Source organism: Francisella sp. 19S2-4, assembly GCF_036281795.1.
Classification (GTDB): Bacteria; Pseudomonadota; Gammaproteobacteria; order Francisellales; family Francisellaceae; genus Francisella.
In genome coordinates, this window is record NZ_JAWUZH010000001.1 from 99,404 (window position 1) to 118,683 (window position 19,280).

A 19,280-nucleotide genomic window follows, 5' to 3' on the forward strand; every position below is an offset into this window, starting at 1 on the left:
CTATTGATTTATAAGAGGTATATAGAGAATGATAAGGAAGTATTTAATGTTGGAATTAGTTTGTTCTAAAAAAGAAGATGGTATTTTAGTTATTGGTTTAAAAGGGGAGTTGAACTCAACTTCTTGCAATAGTTTTAATAATGATATTAGGAGAATTAATGATGGTGAGCCTTGTAATATAGTTCTTGATTTTTCTAATCTTACTTATTTAAGTAGTGCAGGGCTAAGATCTTTAATATTAATATTTAAAAGTTTATCAACAAGTAACAAGAAACTAATAATATTAAATCCTTCAAGCTTAGTTAATGAAGTTTTAAGAGTTTCTGGATTTGTTAAGTTAATTCCTATTTGTAAAACCTTTGAAGAAGTAAAAGATTTGATTAAATAATGTTAAGTATACATAGGAAATGCCTTAGTTTAGAAGATATTAATAAACTTCTTTTTGATCTTAGTAAATCTTTAGAGCAAGAGAATATATCTGAGTCTAATTTGTTTAAAATCAAGTTGATTTATGAAGAGTTATTACTTAACTGTTGGTATCACGGGTATGATCAGGATAATGATAACACTTTGAGTTTTGAAATAAAGGTTCAAAATAAAGATTCTCACATAGAGCTTTCACTAATAGATAATACATCAAAGTTTGATTATGATAAAGCCTTCAAGAAAACTGAAGCAGATAGTATAGGTGGGCATGGTATAAATTTAGTAGAGAACTTTTGTGATAAATGGACGTATACTAGATCTGGGAAATATAATATTAACTATTTAGAAATAACATTATGAAAGTTAATAAAAATATTGATAAGAGTATATCATGGTATTTTCATAGGCCAGCATATTGGTTAGTTAATATATTAGTGACTACATTATTTTTACTATTAAGTATTTTTGTATTCTCATTTTTAACTTATGAAGAAACGGTTAAATCTAATGAAATCTATTCATCTATTGAAAGTGCGTCAGATAATATTGAAAAGGAGCTAAGTTCAGCACAAGAGGCATATAAAATTGTTTTGGATATTGACCCTAAAGTAAATGCTATGAAATTCGCTAAAGAAGCCTTATCAGGCTATGAATATATATTTGCAGTAGCATATGCCTCAAATCCTAAAGTTAAGGAAGAAGGCTTTTATATATATAGGAGTGGTAATCAGGTAAAACGACAGAAGTTATCAGAAATATATAATACTATAGGAACTAAGTACTATTATAGGAAATGGTTTAGTATACCTTTGTCTACAAGAAAGCCTCATATGGATTCTATTAAGTTAAATTGGTTTGGAGGGAGCAAACACAACTTTACTGCTACCTACTCGTTTCCTTTTATTAATAACTGCGGTGAAGTTACTGCTGTTGGAGCTTTTGATGTTGATGTGGATAGTATAATTAGCGAAATAAGAGAGAAAATGACTGCGAATGATATTCACGTCTATATAAGCATCGATGATAATGTCCATAAATCTTCATATGTGAGATTTACTGTTTCATCAACTAAAATAGTATCTAAAGACCTTTCTTTTAATAAAGGCAGTGGGTGGCATATTCAAGGCCTTTCAATGTATCATAGAGAGAGTTTAGTTTATGATGGTATTGTTGTAGTAATAAAGATAGGTTTACAAAAACCTATGCTTATAGCTTTAGCAACTTTTATAATACTCTTATTTAGCTTATTCTTTATTAATATTTTCTTATCAAGAATATTACGTAAAAAGATTGATAAATTAACTATGCCTATTGTTCAATTATCTAACTATATGGATCATATAGTAGAAAATAAAAACTTAGACAAACAAATAATTGGATCAAATCTTAGAAGTCTAGAAGTCAAAAAGTTATATAGATCAGTTGAGAAAATGAGACTTGATATTTTAAGATACATTGAAATCCAAAAAGAGCTTAATACTAAGAAGTCAGAGTTATACCTAGCTAAACAGATTCAAGAAATGTTTATGTCTGATGTTATAGATATATCTACAATAAAACACATAGACATTGCTACTCATTATAGTTCAGCTGAAGATTTAAGTGGTGATATATATGATCTAAGGTTAGATGAATCAGATAATCTTTGGATTCTTATCGGCGACTCAATGGGTAAAAACTCAGCAGCAAGTATATTTAGTTTGTTTCTACTAGCTAAATTTAGATTTGTTATAAATTTGAATAAAAACCCTAAAGAAGTTATAGATATGCTTAATAAATATATGTGTAGCTATAATAAGAATAATATGTTTATAAGCTGTATATGTATAAAGATTGATTTTAAATCTAAAAAAATACATATATCAAACGCAGGTCATGATAAACCAATAATTTTTTCTAATGATTCTCAAAGTTTAGATTTAAAAGATGGTTACATTGTTTTAGGAATTGATTCTGAAGCTGAGTATAGCGAAGATATTATTAATATGAACGTATGTAAAAGTTTGTTTTTATATACAGATGGTTTATCAGAAGTTAAGTCATCAAAAGGACTTTATGGAGCTCAAAGAATTAAAAAGGTATTAGAACAAAATATACACCTTTCCGCATCTGATCAAATGAGTAAATTATTTAGTGATATAAATTCTTTTAAAGAAGCCTCTTTTGCTGAAGATGATAAAACAGCTATATTAATTAAGTTTTTAGGAGATAAGAACAATGAAAAATAGTAAGTGTTACTCTTTATTATCTGATCAAGATAAAGATCTTATATTAAATAAATTCAATGATACATATATAGACTATCCTAAAGATAAAACCATTGTTGACTTGTTTGATGAAACAGTAAGGAAGTATGCTGATAGGGTAGCATTAATCTATAAAGAGAAGTCGATTACATATAAAGAATTAAATGAACAAGCAAATTTAATAGCAAACTATTTATTAAAAAAAGATAGTGAAAAAGTTGTTGGTATATTAAGTGATAATGATCACTATAATATGGCTACTGCTATATTAGGAGTACTAAAAAGTGGAAAAGCTTACATTCCAATTTCTCCAGAGTTTCCTCTTGAAAGAAAGATAAAGATTTTAGAGAGTAGTTCCTCAAGAACTTTACTATCAAACAAAGACTATATTTCTTTAGAATTAAAGCAACAGTATACAGGGAATATTTTTTGTTTAGATGATTTAGATGATGGTATTTCAGAAAATCCAGAAGTTAAAATTTCTCCAGAACAGTCTGCATATGTTATTTATACATCTGGTTCAACAGGAGAACCTAAAGGTGTAGAAGTTCAACATAAGGCTTTAACTAATTTCTGCTATTGGTATATTGATGAATATGAGTTGCAGAGTGAAAGCCAAATTTTAAAATATGCAGGTGTTGCCTTTGATGTCTCTATATCAGAGATATTTCCTACATTAATTTCTGGAGCAAAACTACACTTTTCTGATAAATTTTTACGATTATCTCCAGATGAAATAGCAAATTATGTTAATAAGAATAATATTTCTCATATATTTATGCCTCCTGCAATTTATGAGCAGTTTGCTTCTAAGAATGCTCCATGTTTAAAATATTTGATAACAGCTGGAGATAAGCTCAAGCATTATCAGCCATCATCGTACCAATTAGTGAATGCATATGGCCCAACAGAAGCAACTGTTTATGCAAGTTCAATTAAGTTAGATAAAAGCTACTTAAATATTCCTATAGGAAAACCAATTAAAAATTATAAAATTTTTATTCTTAATAAAGATTTAAATCTTTGTCCTATAGGTATTGCGGGAGAACTTTGCATAGCAGGTGAAGGATTAGCAAAAGGTTACTTAAACCGTCCAGATTTAACAGAAATGTCTTTTATATATCATGATGGCTTAGAAGAGCGAATATACCGTACAGGTGACTTAGCTAAATGGAAGATTGATGGCAATATTGAGTTTCTTGGACGTACTGATTTTCAAGTTAAAGTTAGAGGATATCGAATAGAGCTAGGAGAGATTGAAACTAGGTTAGCAAATATAATAGATATCAAAGATGCTGTTGTTTTAGCTTTAGATGATAAAAATAGTAATAAATATTTATGTGGTTATTATATATCTGATAAGGATTTAGATAGTAGATTAATTCAAGAAAAATTAAAAAAGTATTTACCAGATTATATGGTTCCAGATGTTTATATTAAAATAGACAAGTTCCCATTGACGCCGAATGGTAAAGTTGATAGAAAAAATCTGCCTAAGCCAGATTTATCATCTTTACAGTCTGAATATGTTGCACCAAGAAATAAAATAGAAGAGATTATTGTTCATGCTGTAGAAGATATTTTGAAACTTGAAAATATAGGAGTGTTAGATAATTTCTTTAAACTTGGAGGAAGCTCAATATCAGCAATATCTTTAGTATCTATGATATCAAAACAAGGCTATGAAATTAGTATAGCAGATATATTATCTAGTCCTATATTAGAAGATATTGCTAGTAATATACAAGAGATTGGTCTTGAACAAAAAATATTACCAGCGCCAGAGAGAGAGTTGTATCCAGTTACAAGCTCGCAAAAGGGTATGTTTTTGACTAATATTTTAGGAAATCAAGGAACCACGTATAATATTCCTTTATGCTTAAATATAAATGGAGATATAGATAAAGAAAGAGTTGGTTTAGCTATTGATAAGCTGATTGAAAGACATGAATCTTTACGAACTAGTTTTGAATACGTAGATGGTGAAGTATTACAGAAGATACATAATAAAGTAAATATTTCTAAACATTATAAGAAAATATCAGCAGAAGAACTTGATATGACACTTAAAGAGTTTGTCAAACCTTTTGATTTATCAAAAGTACCATTATTTAGAGTTTGTTTATTAGAGATAGATAGAACACGCTATGTATTATTATTTGATTTTCATCATATTATATTTGATGGTACTTCAGTAGAGCCTTTTGTAAAAGAATTATGTTACTTATACGAGAACAAAAGTTTAAATAGTCTTGAAATACAATATAAGGATTATGCTTATTGGTACAATCATCATTACATTAAATCTGACTTTTATAAAGAAATTAGAAATTATTGGGTTAAACACATTGAGGGTGCGAATGAGATAGAATTTCCATTTGATTATTTAAAATCAGCTAATAAATCAAACGAGGCTGGCTACGTTAACCAAGTTATATATCCAGAGTTGAAACAGTCTATTTTAAGTTTTTGTCAGAAGTTAGATATTACACCATATATGTTAATGATAGGTGTGTATACTTTACTTTTATCGAGATACTCTAGGCAAAATGATATAACAATAGGTACAGCTACAGCAGGACGATCACATAGCAGTATCTCTGAGCATATAGGTATGTTTGTACATACATTGCCTTTTAGGATTAATATTGAGGATAACCAAACTATTTCTAAATATTTTAGTAATATAAAAAGCACCACTCTCAGTTTGCTTAAGAATCAGAGTTATAACTTTGAGCAGTTAATTCAAGATGCAGGTATTGAGAACTCTTCAGGTAGCTTACCTTTTATAAATTTCTTTTTTAACTATCTAGAAAAGAACTTAAATTATAATAATCAAGATTTTACAATTGACGTTAGCTTACCAAATGTTAAGGAGTCAATGTTTGATCTAACTCTTACGTTACAAACTATTAATAATGAGTCTCTTGAAGCTACGATACAATATAAAAAAGGGCTTTTTGAACCTAATAGTGTAAAGAGATTTTTAAATAATTATATTAACCTTCTTGATTCAGTAGTTTCTTGTGAATTAGACAAACAATTAAAACAATTAGATTTACTTAAAAAAGAAGAGAAAACGTTAATATTAGATAAATTTAATGATACATACTATGATTATCCTAGAGATAAAACTATTATAGATATTTTTGAAGCTACAATAGATAAGTATCCTTCTAGTAAAGCTATAATTGTTGATGGTGAAGAAATAACATATAGCGAACTTAATAGATTAGTTAATAAGATTGCAAATTCCTTACCAAAGAGAAAGCAAAACTCCTCAAATATAATTGCTATTTATATGACTCGCCGTATAGAAATATTGGCAAGTATGCTAGCTGTGTGGAAGGCTGGCTATGCATATGTATGTATAGATGAAAAGTATCCGTTAGAGCGTGTTCAATATATGCTAGATGACTCTCAAGCTGCTATGCTAATTTCTGAGAGAAGATTAATAGATAATATTAGTTTCACTGGTAATTTTAATGATATAGATCAAATACATAGTTTTAGCTGTGAATACAGTCCACAGATTGACATTAATTCAAAAGATATTGCTTTGTTAATATATACTTCTGGTTCGACAGGAAACCCAAAAGGAGTAATGTTATCTCATCAAAATTTGATGAATTTTTCATTTTGGTATAAAGATAAGCGTAAACTAAAAGCAGGAGATCAAATTGCTGAATATGCTAGCTTTAGTTTTGATGCTTGTATAATGGGAACATATCCGGTTTTAATAACTGGAGGAACAGTTCACATATTACCAGAGTATGTAAGGATGTCTCTTGAAGAATTAGATAAATATTTCTATAAAAATAAGATTAAAGGATGTTTCCTAACAACTCAGCTAGGAGAGCAATATCTAAAGACTTATAATAATGAACAACTTGATTTTATAGAAGTTGGAGGTGAAAAGCTTAAAGAATGGACAGAAAGGTCTTATAAGTTTGTAAATGGCTATGGTCCTACAGAATCAACAGTTTATGTGACAGATTTTCAGGTTGATAAAAATTATGGAAATATACCAGTTGGTAAGCCACTTTCTAATGTCCAAATTTATATTGTTGATAATGAGCTAAAGTTATGTCCTATAGGGGTTCCTGGTGAATTATGTATTGCTGGAGAAAGTTTAGCATTAGGGTATTTTAATCAAAGAGAACAGACTAGAGAAAAGTTTATTCATAATCCATTTAAGTGTGATGGAGATCAACGTATTACTAAAGATACTTTGTATAAAACAGGAGATTTAGCTGTCTGGAGAGATGATGGAAATATTGAAGTTCAAGGAAGAATAGATTTTCAAGTTAAGGTTAGAGGATATCGTATAGAACTAGGAGAGATTGAAACTAGATTAGCAAATATAATAGATATCAAAGATGCTGTTGTTCTAGCTTTAGATGATACAAACAATAATAAATATTTGTGTGGATATTATGTGTCTGACAATGATTTAGATCATGCATTTATTCAAGATGAGCTAAAGAATCACTTACCGGATTATATGGTGCCAGATATTTATATTAAAATGGAGGCGTTTCCATTAACACCTAATGGTAAAGTTGATAGAAAAAACCTGCCTAAGCCAGACTTATCATCCTTACAATCTGAATATGTTGCTCCAAGAAATGATGTGGAAGAAAAAATATCAGCAATATGGTCAAATATTCTCGGAGTTAATGAAATAGGAATTGATGATTCATTTTTTTCTATTGGAGGTAACTCAATTAAGGCTATAGCAGTTATTTCAAAATTACAGACAGAAGGGCTCAAGCTATCTATAGCTGATATTTTTGACTATAAAACGATTAGGAATATTACTGAAAATATAAATATTAATAAGTTTGATATAAATTTGAAATTTGATCAGATTATATCTGCATATGAGCAAGCATCTATTGATAATAATCAACAATTACTTGATTTAGAGGCACTGGCAAATAAAAGAATTAGCTCTTTATACAATGAGTTAGAATCTATCGATATATCTAATATTGAAAATATTGATACTGTGCTTGTGACAGGGGCAACTGGATTTTTAGGAAGTCATATAGTAAGTGAGCTTATTAAGCTAAATAAGAAAGTTATAGCTATCGTAAGAGGTAAAGATGATAGTGAAGCATTAATGCGTACTAAAGAAAAGCTTCATTATTATTTTGATACGACTTTAGATAGAAACTTTGAAAATGGTGACATAAAAATATTTGCTGGGGATTTATCTAAAGGTAAATTAGGCTTAACTGATGATAAATATTCGTCTGTATTAGATAATGTTCAATCTATTATACATACAGCGGCAAATGTGAGTCATTACGGTGAGTATGAAAAATTTTATAATGATAATGTTTTGCCAGTTAAAAATCTAATCAATTTATCAAAAGCAAACAAACAAATATCATTTCATTATGTATCAACTCGTTCTGTGTGTGAGCTTGGGACATATGATGAGAAAAGAGTTATTTTTAATGAAGTGGATGTTCCTAAAGTAGAAGGTATAGACAATGTTTATATTAAAACAAAACTAGAAGGTGAGTATGAAGCCATAAAAGCAAGAAAAGAAGGGATTAGTACAAATGTATATCGCGTTGGTAATCTAGTATATAATTCAGAAACGCTAAAGCACCAGCAAAATTTTAAAGATAATGGCTTCTTTCAGACAGTAACATCAATTTTAAATATTGGTGAAGTTTTTGATGGTTATTCTGCTGAGATGTCATGTATTAATGATACGGCTAGAGCTATCTGTAGTATTTTTGATAAGAAAGATTTATATAATGGAATTTACCATACATATAATAATAAGCTAACTAAACTTGATGATATTTTGAAAGATAATAATTTAGGCTTATCGTTAGAAAAAACTTCTTTTGTCAATTTTGTAAATAGTATTCGTGATAAATATAATATGGCAGCTTTTTCTAATTATATACAAGATTTTATGCTACATTATGGATGGTTAGGTGAAAGTGAACATACAGCATTTATTGTTCAACAAAATTATACTAGCAAAGTGCTGGAAAAATTAAATTTTAAATGGACTGAAATTAACTCAACAAATATAACTAATATGGTGAGAGATGCTTATAATTCAAGAGTGTTAGACTTTAAAGGTTTTGAAATTTTTCAAAACTGTTCACAAGAAACAGTTATATCATTAGCAAAAAAAGCTAAATTATATGGTTTTAGTACAGGTTGTAATATTATAGAAACAGGTAATGAAGCAGATCACGTGTATTTATTGCAAACAGGCTTTGCTTCGCTAAATGTTACCTCTCCTGGAGGTTGGCAGAGTAACGTTGGTATAATAGCTGATAATGACCATATTGGTATAGATAGTATATGTAGTTCTAAATATTTCTTAACTGTAGAGGCAATAGTTGATGACTGTTGTGTTTATAAGATTTCAAAACATGACTTATTAAATATTAATAAAGATGAGCTTTGTAAAGTGTTGTATAATCTTTTTAAAATTGAAACAGAAAATGCTAATTCAATGACCAATCTACTTACGTTAATGGGATAAATAGAATAGTTTTTAGTGTAAATGTTCTATAAGAAGATAAGTTAAAGTTTGTATAGACTTTCTAATAACTCTCTTTCTAAATTATGTGCTTGAGATTTTTGAGACTCTTTTAGTGAGTTTATAAGTATAGAAAAAGCATATTGATTATCACCTTTTATAAGATATCCAGATAAAGCTATAGCAGTAGTTTGAGTACCTGTTTTTGCAAAAATATTACCTTTAAGTTTATCTCCTTTAAAGTTCTTTAGGGTGCCTGTTTTACCGTATATTGGCAGCATACTTTTAAAAACTTTATAATTTTTGTTTAAAGACATTTTATGTAATACACTTACTAAGAAATTAGGACTTAATAAATTATTTTCCGAACCACCAGCACCATCTTCTAACTGTATACTTTCTGTGTTTAATTTAAGTTTGTTTTGTAGTATTTCAAATACAGCATTTTTCCCAGATATAATGCTACCGACACCATTATAATAGTAGCCGATAGTTCTTAGTATTGTTTGGGCATATAGGTTGTCAGATATCGTAAGCATGTGTTTTAACAATACATCTAATTTATTGGAATTATGTTCAGCTAATAAAGTAGTATTGCTAGGAAGGTTTGTAATAATTTTTATAGTATTTGTCATATTAATATTTAGCTTTGATAGCTCTCTTAATACGGCTTCTTTCATTGTAAGTTTTGGATTTTGAACTGCAAAACTAAAAGTATAGGTATTCTTAGGTAAGCATCCTGAAAGAATTAATGTCTTATCATAGTTATAACCATTGAACTGACATATTTTAAGCTGTTTTTTATTTGCAATAAAAAGTTGGTTTTTGAAAGGCAATGGCTCACCAGATACTTGTTTAATATTAAAAGTTTGCTTTTCAGGCGTTAACTCTAGTGCTACAGAATTTTCATTAAGATTATAGATTGAACTTGGTGCTCCATAAGCAAATATTGTACTAGACTGACTTTCATTTATAGAGGTGTTACGACCTGTGAAAAATTTATTAACAAAATAGATATGATTAATTTTAGTTATCTTCAAAGTTTTTAAGGAGTTTAGAAGCTTTTGTAAGTCTTTAGTGGTAAAACTAGGGTCTCCTGAAAAAACTATATATAGATTATTTATCGTGTGATTTTGAATTTTATCGTAATAAAGTTTTGTTTGGTATCTAAAGTCTTTACCTAAAAATAATAAAGTAGCGGCACCTGTTACAAGTTTGGTATTACTTGCTGGAATAAAGTTTTTATTGGCATTTTTAGAGTATATAGTTTTGCCATTACTTAAATTTATAATTTTTATACCAATTAGACCAGAGTCAAGCTGATTAGTTTTTATAGCTCTATCAAAAGCACTATTAATCTCTGAAGAATTTACGGAATAAGATACTGAAATAAGTATTATAAAAGTTATTAGAATCTTTAATAGCTTACTGAAAGTCATCTAGGAATATAAATCTAGTTTGTAGAAACTTTATTATAGCCAAGATTCCAACATATTCCTAAAAGGGCTATAGCGATAACACAAGCACTTAATAAAAATACAAATACGGCATTCCAACCTAAGAATGTGGCAATAAAGCCAATTACTGCTTGAGCACCAACAGTACCTAAGAAGTAGCCAAATAGTCCTGTAAATCCAGCAGCTGTTCCACCTGCTTTTTTAGGTACAAGATCTAACGCTAGTATTCCAATCAATGCAACAGGACCATATATTAATATCCCCATTGCAGATAATGATGCCCAAAGAATTACAGGTGTACTACTATACCAATATACAAGTAATGCACAAATAAATAAGACCATACAGATTACACTCATTGGAGCTCTACGGCTACCGAAGAATCTATCTGTTAACCAACCAATTATTATAGTTCCTGGAATTGCAGGTAGTTCAAACATTGCATAAGCAATAAGACCATCTGAAGTTGATAAATGCTTTACGTGAACTAAATAGTAAGGCGCCCAACTTCCAAGACCATATCTTGCACAATATACAAAAGCATTTGCAACAGCTATTAACCAAACCCACTTATTATTTAATACATACTTAAAGAATATTTCTTTAGCTGAAAACTCTTTTTCATGATGAGCTTCTGCTGTAGTATAACCTTTGTATACTTCAATAGCTGGTAGACCTAGAGATTGAGGAGTATCAGCACCAAATATTAATATTAAAATACCTACACCTATACACAATGCACCTGCAACATAAAAAAGACCATGCCAGTCGCCACTAAATAAATATAACCCAATTGGAACTACAATAATTGCTAAACATCCAGCACCTACGTTATGAGCAGTATTCCAAATTCCCATTTTTGTACCACGTTCATTAGCACAAAACCAGTGAGTCATAATACGCGCACAAGCAGGCCAACCCATACCTTGGGCCCATCCGTTTAGGAACATTGCTATAAACATTACAAGCACACCTAATGAAAGAAGACTTGGTAATAAAAGGTTAATAAAACCTGTAATAAAAAGTCCTATAGCTAAGAATACCTTTGCATTACTTCTATCAGATATATTACCCATAAGGAATTTACTAATGCCATAGGCAATACCTAAACCAGCACCTATTAGTCCTAGTTCATCAGGAGATAGTGTTGTGATATATTGTTTAGATACATCAAAACTGCTTCTACCGAAGTAATAAGTAAAGTAGCCAATGTAAGCTACTAAAAACATTCTTAGTCGCCAATGTGGATATAGTTTTTGTATTTGCTCTTTAGCTAGTAAAGGCAAGTTTTTTGCAGGTTTTAAAAAATTCATAAAGTTATCTATATTTTTGGTTTATTTTACTCTACATAGCAATTAGTTTAGTTTAAGAATTTTTATTCCTCAATAAAAACTTATTCTATGGTAATAGAAATACTAAACTAATTATCTTTTAGATTGTTTTTGGAAAAGGTATATCGGGGTACGCTGGAGGTAAGTCAAGACCTTTGGCAGCCTCAAGACCTCTTAAAATATCTGGTCTATCAGTTATAATACCATCAACTCGCCAGTCAATAAGCTTACTTGCTACATTGTAATTAAAATCAGTTCCTTCTCTTTCAGTCCAACCCCATGTTACAACTTTAAGACCTAGTCTGTGAGCTTCATCAAGATCTTTTTTAGTTAAGTCTTTTTCATAAGGCTCCCAGAAAGTACCACCTAGTTTTTTAACCATTTTTGGATAGTCGTAATTAAAGTCTTTAGGATCAAGAGGGGCAGTTAATTTTTTACGACCAGCCATTTCTTTTTCCTGTTGAGTGTTCATAGGATCGCTGTAATGGTTAGTTAAATAAGCTGTTTGAACTTTTGGATTCAGTTTTTGAAGATCAATTAATGCTTGCCATTCAAAAGCTTGAACTTCAACGCTACTAGATATATGGTTTTTCACTAGTATTTTATTTAAAGCTACAGCCATTTCTTGGGCTGTCCAACTTTGATCAGGTTGATTAGGATTTGTCTTTATTTCTATTTGTAAGCGAACTCTACTCCCCACATTTGATTTAACATAATCTATTACTTGTTGTAATGTAGGTATATGAACACCCGGCATTCCAACATGATTAGGATACATTTTTGCAGTTGGAGAGTTTGGTTTTATATAACCAACAGTATATTGCTTAAGCTGATCTAAAGTTAAGTCTTTTATAGGAGTTGCGTTGGTTATCCAATTTCCATTTTTGTCTTTAGTTAAGTCAGGGTTTAGGGTTAGGTTATGAGTTACTACAAGAACTTTATCTTTAGTCATATTGATATCCATATCAATTACATCAATACCAACACGCATGGCTTCGGTATATGCTGGAAGCGTATTTTCTGGAGCTAATGGGCGTAATCCTCTGTGAGCATAAATGTTAACAACATCTGCAAAAGATAAATTTATACAGCAAACTAATGCTGTTGTAGTTATTATTTTTTTAAGCATGGCTTCATAACTATTTATTTTTTAATTTCAAAATAATTACTTAATTTGCTATAAATAGCAACCGCTGTATGATTTTAAATTCATTTTTAAATGTAATTAACTTATAATTTAAAAATACTCTGTTAATTGATATTTAAATGTCTAAGAAGCGAAAAGCTATAATTATAGTTTTTATAATAACCATATGTTTTCTAATAATTGCATATCATTTTTTAAGATCTAAAAATCAAATAATACCTGGTTATGTAAGCACAGATATTAGATATATATCATCAGAGGAGAATGGTAAGCTTCTGGATTTAAAAGTTAAAGAAGGTGAGTATGTTAAAAGAGGACAACAACTATTTATATTAGATTCTTCAAAAAATAAGACATTATTAAAATCGAATGAGTTTTTACATCAAGCATCAGAAGCTATTTCAGATAATTTATCAAAAGGTAAAAGACAACCATACTTAGATAAGACAAATCTTGACATCCAAACTGCAAAAGCAAATTTAGAAGTTGCAAAAGAAGAATATGTTCGCCAGAAAGAGTTGTTGAAAGATGACAGCACATCAAAAAAACAATTTGAGCAAGCAAAAGGAAATCTTGTTCAAGCGGGGAATCAAGTGGCGACTCTTCAAGTTATGCAGATGATAAATGAAATGCCTGCCAGGGAAGATCTAATAGCAGCATCTGATTTTATGTCTATGTTTGTCAATAGTAACTCAAAATATCTACAGCAAAAAATTGATTCAGCAGCTGTAAGGGCTTCTGAAAATGGTTATGTATATCAAATTTTTTATAGACCAGGTGAAGAAGTTCGAGCATATAACCCTGTTATAACTGTTATAAATCCTCGGGATGTATATGTAGTTTTCTATGTATCAAAACAAGATTTAGAAAAAGTGCATTTAAATCAAGGAATTAATATTCAAAATACCAATGGGCAAAATATTCAAGCAAATATAAGTTTTATATCAAGTAAGGCTGAGTATACACCACCATTATTGTATGGTATAAATTCTGACTCGGAAATCTCTTTTGAAGTTAAAGCAAGGGTACAGTATTCACCTAAAGATTCATTAATTCATATTGGTGAACCTGTAAAGGTAGAATTATAATGAGTCAGAGTATAGATGATAACTTTATTATAGATGTAAAGAATCTTACGAAAGTATATGGTGAAAAAACAGTTGTTGATAATATTTCTTTGCAAGTAAGAGAAGGCGATATTTATGGTTTTTTAGGGCCTAATGGTTCTGGGAAAACTACATCGATAAGGATGGTTTGTGGTTTATTGCCTATAACAAAAGGTGAAGGAACTTGCCTTGGGTATGATATTGGCACGCATGCTAATATCATTAAACAGCAAGTTGGCTATATGACACAAAAATTTACCTTATATCCTGATCTTACTGTGAAAGAGAATCTTAAAATTTTTGCTAGATTACATAGCTTAAAAAATATAAAAGAAGCTGTAGAAAAGACTATAGATAATTTACAAATAGGTAAAGCTAGAGCAAATCAAAAAGCTTATGAGCTTTCTGGAGGTTGGAAACAAAGATTAGCACTTGGAGTAGCAACAATTCATGATCCGAAACTTTTATTATTGGATGAACCAACTGCTGGTGTGGATCCTAAGGCAAGAAGAGAATTTTGGGATTATATTTCAACATTATCTAGTAAAGGTATAACGACTTTGGTTTCTACTCACTATATGGATGAAGCTGAAAGATGTAATAAACTATCATATATTGCATATGGCAAATTACTCTCTAGTGGCACACAAAAAGATATAATAGATAGTTGTGATATAAAAACATACAATATATCAGGTAAAGATGTTTATAGAGTTGTTTTAGAACTACAAAGTAATAAAGTAATTGAGCAAGTTTCTATGTTCGGTAGTAGTGTGCACTTAAGTGTTAAAAATAATGTAGATGTAACAGATATACAAAAAGAATATAGTGAGTTTGAATGGCAAGAGATAAATACATCTTTAGAAGACGCATTTATATTTTTAATGAAAAGCCAACAGGATAATTTTGCATGAAGTATTTTGATATTAATAGGTACTATGCAATATTCCTTAAAGAAGTTATTCATATGATTAGAGATAAGGTAACTATTGGACTTGTCATAGGTATACCTTTGATTCAGGTAATACTTTTTGGCTTTGCTATTAATATGAATCCTAAACATTTAAATACAGCATTGGTTAATAGTGATAGAACATTACAAACAAACTATCTTATAGAGAAAATTAATAATACAAATTATTTTAATATCAAATATCAAAACCTTTCGAGAGATGAAGCTATAACTTTAATGCAAAAAGGCAAAGTTCAATTCATAATTGATATTCCACCAAATTTTACAAAAGAAGTTTATCGAGGAGAGTCTCCTGATATTTTGATTATAGCTGATGGTGCTAACTCTGGAACTGGTGCAGCACTAGATGCTGCAAATAAAGTGAAAGCTATATATAGTCAATATTTTTCTAATAGATCACAAGTTGAACAGAAACAACCTTTTAATTTTGTAATTCATAATAAATATAATCCAGAGAATAAAACTCAAAATAATATTGTGCCAGCTTTGGCAGGGGTCATCTTAACAATGACGATGGTCATGGTTACATCTTTGACTATTACCAGAGAAAAAGAGTATGGCACAATGGAGTCATTGCTTGCGACACCTGTAACATCTCTAGAAATCATCTTTGGTAAGATAACACCATATATAGTTGTGGGTTACATCCAACTGTTATTAATTATATTTTTTGCTAAAGTGATATTTAGTATAACTATTGTTGGTAGTATTTTGTTATTACTCGTAGCGACATTTCCTTTTATTATAGCAAATCTCTTGGTTGGGATAACCTTCTCAACAGTTGCGGATACCCAATTACAAGCAATGCAGATGACATTTTTCTTTTTCTTGCCCTCAATATTGTTATCAGGGTTTATGTTTCCTTTTGAGGGAATGCCTGAGTGGGCTCAAGTAATAGGGAACATCTTACCTCTGACACATTATTTAAATATCGTTCGAGAAATTTTGCTAAAAGGAGGAGGGTTTTTTGATATTTTAAGTAGTATATATCCTCTTTTAATCTTTATGGTTGTTGTAGCTATTATTTGTTTAAAAAAATATAAAAATACGATTTAACCAATTTAGGGAAATTTATTGTACTTAAATACTAGGTTCTTTTATGGTATCTTTATAGCCCTAAACTTTAACTAAATAATGAAAAATAATAGGAAGTAAATTGTTAGATTATAAAAATACCTTTATAGGTAGGAACATAAAAAGTGATGTACTATCGGGTATAGTTGTTGCTGTTGCTTTAGTACCAGAAGCAATCGGCTTTTCTTTGTTGGCAGGAGTTTCACCAACGGTTGGTCTGTATACAGCATTTATACTTGGTTTTATTACAGCTCTAGTAGGTGGTAAGCCTGGTATGATCTCAGGAGCTACTGGTTCTGTAGCTGTTGTTCTAATTGCATTAGGCATACATATTCATGCGATTATTCCAGCAGATATTTTGCATAGTATGACCAAAGAACAAACGAGTATGTATATTTTGCAATATATATTGTTATGTACGATTATGGCTGGAGTATGGCAGATTTTAATTGGTTTATTTAAACTTGGTAAGTTTATTCGATTAGTTCCTCAGCCAGCAATGTATGGTTTTGTAAATGGTTTGGCTATTGTGATTGCAATGGCTCAGTTTAGATTTTTCCATGATGCAAATATATGGATGTATGCTTTAGTAATTATAACAATGGCAATTGTCTATTTTGTGCCTAAATTTACAGATAAAGCTCCATCTGGATTAGTTGCTATTATATTTGTAACTATAGTAGCTATAGCATTTAAATTACCTGTTGAAAACATTGGACAATATCAAGATATTTCTGGAAGCTTCCCAACTTTTGCCATTCCAGATTTTCATTTAACATGGGCATCTTTCTGGATTGTATTGCCTTACTCTGTTTTGGTTGCGTTAGTAGGTCTTATAGAGTCTTTGCTTACACTATCAGTTTTAGATGAGATGGATGGTAAAAGAGGTAGTGGAAACCAAGAGTGTGTGGCACAAGGTATTGGTAATATTACTTGTGGTTTCTTTGGTGGTATGGCTGGTTGTGTGATGATTGGTCAATCTATAATCAATTTCACCAATGGAGGTAGGGGGCGTTTATCATCTCTGACGGCTGCAGTTTTACTAATTAGTTTTGTAGTTGTCTTATCCCACTGGATATCACTGATACCTCTAGCAGTGTTAGTAGGTATTATGTTCATGGTTTGTGTTAATACTTTTGCTTGGGAAAGTACTAACAGGCTTAGATATATGCCAAATTCTGATAAGCTTGTATTAATTATTGTGACTGTTATTACAGTTTATGCTGATTTAGCTGTAGCTGTGATCTCTGGTGTAATTGTATCAGCATTAGTATTTGCATGGAAAAACTCTCAAGTAAGAAGTAGAACACATCGCGAAGAAGACGGTACAAAAGTATATGAGTTTTTTGGCCCATTATTTTTTGGATCGACAACTTCTTTTATGAGTTTGTTTGATATGCAGCATGATCCTGATAATATTGTTCTAGATTTTGCTAATTCTAGAGTTATGGATATATCAGGTACAGAAGCTATAGATACTATAACTAAGAAATATCTAGATTTAGGTAAGAAAGTCACTTTACGACATTTAAGTGAAGATTGTCGTGAAATATTGAAAAATGCGGGTCCATACTGTGTTTTTGAAGAAGTCGATCCAACATATAAAGTAGCGAGGAATACATAATGCAAAAAATAAAAATCAATACTGTAAATGCTCCACAAGCAATCGGGCCATATGAGCAAGCTATAAAAGTTGGAGGTATTGTTTATACTTCTGGCCAGATCCCTTTGAAATCAGATGGAAGCATGGCGGGTGAGTGTATAAAAGAGCAAACTACTCAAGTTATGCAAAATTTAAAAGCTGTATTGGAAGCAGCAGGATCTAGTCTAGATAAAGTTATTAAAGCTACTATCTTTATCAAAGATATGACTGAATTTACTACAATTAATGAAATATATAGCTCTTTCTTTAATGGTAACTTCCCAGCTCGTTCATGTGTTGAGGTTGCTAGATTACCAAAAGATGTTCGTGTTGAAATAGAAGCTATTGCTATAGCAAATGATTAAGTATTCTCTAGATTTTTTTAAACTTCTTTCTCAGAATTATATAAGTATATAAATTGAAACCACTAATATCATTATAACAGAAGGATAGAATGTTAGAGTAAAACCTAAAGCTCTAGCACCAGCACCTTTATGATAATTTAAAAAGAATAAGATTCTTCCTATTGCAAAAGTAATTGTTGCAAAGACTATAGTAGACAAACTAGTTGCTGGCATTGTTACTGCCCATGATGTATATGCTATAAATACAATACAAAGCTGTTCTAAAGTATTTTGTATCAAAGCTTGTAGAACTTTAGCTTTTTGAGAGCCATTTGTTAGACCACTACCATTTATATCCTCACTATTAAAAAAACGATGTTTTGCTAATCTCGCTACAGAGATTATTAAAAATAAAGCAGGAATAAGAAGAGCTTTAAAAGCAATTGAAAGTTTGTTAGATATATTTTCAAGATAAAAGATATCACAAATTGAGCCAATAAATATAATTACTATAGATAGAGTTAGTCCTACTATCATTCCATAAAAAACTTTTTTTTGCTCTTTTGTCATTTTATAAGTAACACGTAATTTAATATTTTTATTATGGTTTTATTTCTTAATATATGCAAACTTTTAATTAGTCGAGAGCTAGTAATTATAAAGACTGTTGAATTAATATCCCAAATTGTTAGATATATTTTGTAAAATACAGATGTTACAGATATTAGTATTTTAATTTTTATGGATTTTTTCTTTTTAGGCTTAGAAGAGTCGCTTGGTAGTGATAATAAATTTGTTAAATTAAATAAGTTAGTAGACTTTGAGAAGTTCCGTAAAAGTCTCAAAGGCATATACACTCAAGATATGACTCGTCAAGGCAGACCTGCATATGATTGTGTAATGATGTTTAAGCTATTGTTACTAGGTCAATGGTATAACCTCAGTGATAGAGAATTAGCCTCAAGCTTAAGACTAAGAATCGACTTTATGTACTTTACAGGCTTTACACCGACA

14 protein-coding genes are annotated in these 19,280 nt (G+C 30.1%); 10 read left to right on the forward strand and 4 right to left on the reverse strand.

Going from position 1 to position 19,280, the window contains the following annotated elements; all coding sequences use genetic code 11:
• Positions 1 to 46 precede the first annotated feature (46 nt).
• The 4 genes from R8535_RS00440 to R8535_RS00455 are packed head-to-tail and all read left to right on the forward strand — an operon-like array spanning position 47 to position 9,195.
• Positions 47 to 388, forward strand: a complete 342-nt coding sequence (locus R8535_RS00440) for an STAS domain-containing protein (protein ID WP_329495486.1) — start codon at positions 47 to 49, stop codon at positions 386 to 388.
• On the forward strand, positions 388 to 786 hold the full coding sequence (locus tag R8535_RS00445) for an ATP-binding protein (protein WP_329495487.1): 399 nt from the start codon (positions 388 to 390) through the stop codon (positions 784 to 786). The genes R8535_RS00440 and R8535_RS00445 overlap by 1 nt, the downstream gene beginning before the upstream one ends.
• Entirely contained in the window at positions 783 to 2,654 is a 1,872-nt protein-coding gene (locus R8535_RS00450; RefSeq protein WP_329495489.1) for a SpoIIE family protein phosphatase, read from the forward strand. Before R8535_RS00445 ends, R8535_RS00450 begins: the two co-directional genes overlap by 4 nt.
• Positions 2,644 to 9,195 carry a non-ribosomal peptide synthetase gene (locus tag R8535_RS00455; protein ID WP_329495492.1) on the forward strand — a complete coding sequence of 2,184 codons (6,552 nt, stop codon included), beginning with the start codon at positions 2,644 to 2,646 and terminating at the stop codon, positions 9,193 to 9,195. The genes R8535_RS00450 and R8535_RS00455 overlap by 11 nt, the downstream gene beginning before the upstream one ends.
• A 41-nt stretch (positions 9,196 to 9,236) precedes the next feature.
• On the opposite strand, the gene dacB is transcribed toward R8535_RS00455, so the two are convergent.
• The 3 genes from dacB to R8535_RS00470 form a co-directional block, all read right to left on the reverse strand.
• The gene (gene dacB, locus R8535_RS00460) at positions 9,237 to 10,631 is read right to left on the reverse strand and encodes a D-alanyl-D-alanine carboxypeptidase/D-alanyl-D-alanine endopeptidase (protein ID WP_329495494.1); all 1,395 of its coding nucleotides are present in this window, start codon (positions 10,629 to 10,631) and stop codon (positions 9,237 to 9,239) included.
• A gap of 14 nt (positions 10,632 to 10,645) precedes the next feature.
• Complete coding sequence (locus R8535_RS00465; protein ID WP_329495495.1) at positions 10,646 to 11,962, reverse strand: MFS transporter; 1,317 nt, start codon at positions 11,960 to 11,962, stop codon at positions 10,646 to 10,648.
• A gap of 118 nt (positions 11,963 to 12,080) precedes the next feature.
• A complete protein-coding gene (locus R8535_RS00470) occupies positions 12,081 to 13,109 on the reverse strand; it encodes a glycerophosphodiester phosphodiesterase (protein ID WP_329495496.1) in 1,029 nt (342 codons plus the stop codon).
• A gap of 137 nt (positions 13,110 to 13,246) precedes the next feature.
• Here R8535_RS00470 and R8535_RS00475 point away from each other — a divergent pair, with 137 nt between their 5' ends.
• From R8535_RS00475 to R8535_RS00495, 5 genes are all read left to right on the forward strand, one after another.
• Positions 13,247 to 14,215 carry an HlyD family secretion protein gene (locus tag R8535_RS00475; RefSeq protein ID WP_329495498.1) on the forward strand — a complete coding sequence of 323 codons (969 nt, stop codon included), beginning with the start codon at positions 13,247 to 13,249 and terminating at the stop codon, positions 14,213 to 14,215.
• Entirely contained in the window at positions 14,215 to 15,147 is a 933-nt protein-coding gene (locus R8535_RS00480) for an ABC transporter ATP-binding protein (protein ID WP_329495500.1), read from the forward strand. Before R8535_RS00475 ends, R8535_RS00480 begins: the two co-directional genes overlap by 1 nt.
• Positions 15,144 to 16,262 (forward strand): ABC transporter permease, encoded by a 1,119-nt coding sequence (locus tag R8535_RS00485; protein ID WP_329495502.1) that lies wholly within the window; start codon positions 15,144 to 15,146, stop codon positions 16,260 to 16,262. The genes R8535_RS00480 and R8535_RS00485 overlap by 4 nt, the downstream gene beginning before the upstream one ends.
• Before the next feature lie 100 nt (positions 16,263 to 16,362).
• Complete coding sequence (locus R8535_RS00490; RefSeq protein WP_329495504.1) at positions 16,363 to 17,904, forward strand: SulP family inorganic anion transporter; 1,542 nt, start codon at positions 16,363 to 16,365, stop codon at positions 17,902 to 17,904.
• Positions 17,904 to 18,287 (forward strand): RidA family protein, encoded by a 384-nt coding sequence (locus R8535_RS00495; RefSeq protein ID WP_329495506.1) that lies wholly within the window; start codon positions 17,904 to 17,906, stop codon positions 18,285 to 18,287. The genes R8535_RS00490 and R8535_RS00495 overlap by 1 nt, the downstream gene beginning before the upstream one ends.
• A 36-nt stretch (positions 18,288 to 18,323) precedes the next feature.
• Here R8535_RS00495 and R8535_RS00500 read toward each other — a convergent pair whose 3' ends face one another.
• Complete coding sequence (locus tag R8535_RS00500) at positions 18,324 to 18,836, reverse strand: MAPEG family protein (protein ID WP_329495507.1); 513 nt, start codon at positions 18,834 to 18,836, stop codon at positions 18,324 to 18,326.
• Positions 18,837 to 19,007: 171 nt separating this feature from the next.
• Between R8535_RS00500 and R8535_RS00505 the strand changes: the two genes are divergently transcribed.
• On the forward strand, positions 19,008 to 19,280 hold a 273-nt coding region (locus tag R8535_RS00505; RefSeq protein WP_329499463.1), incomplete at its 3' end, for a transposase.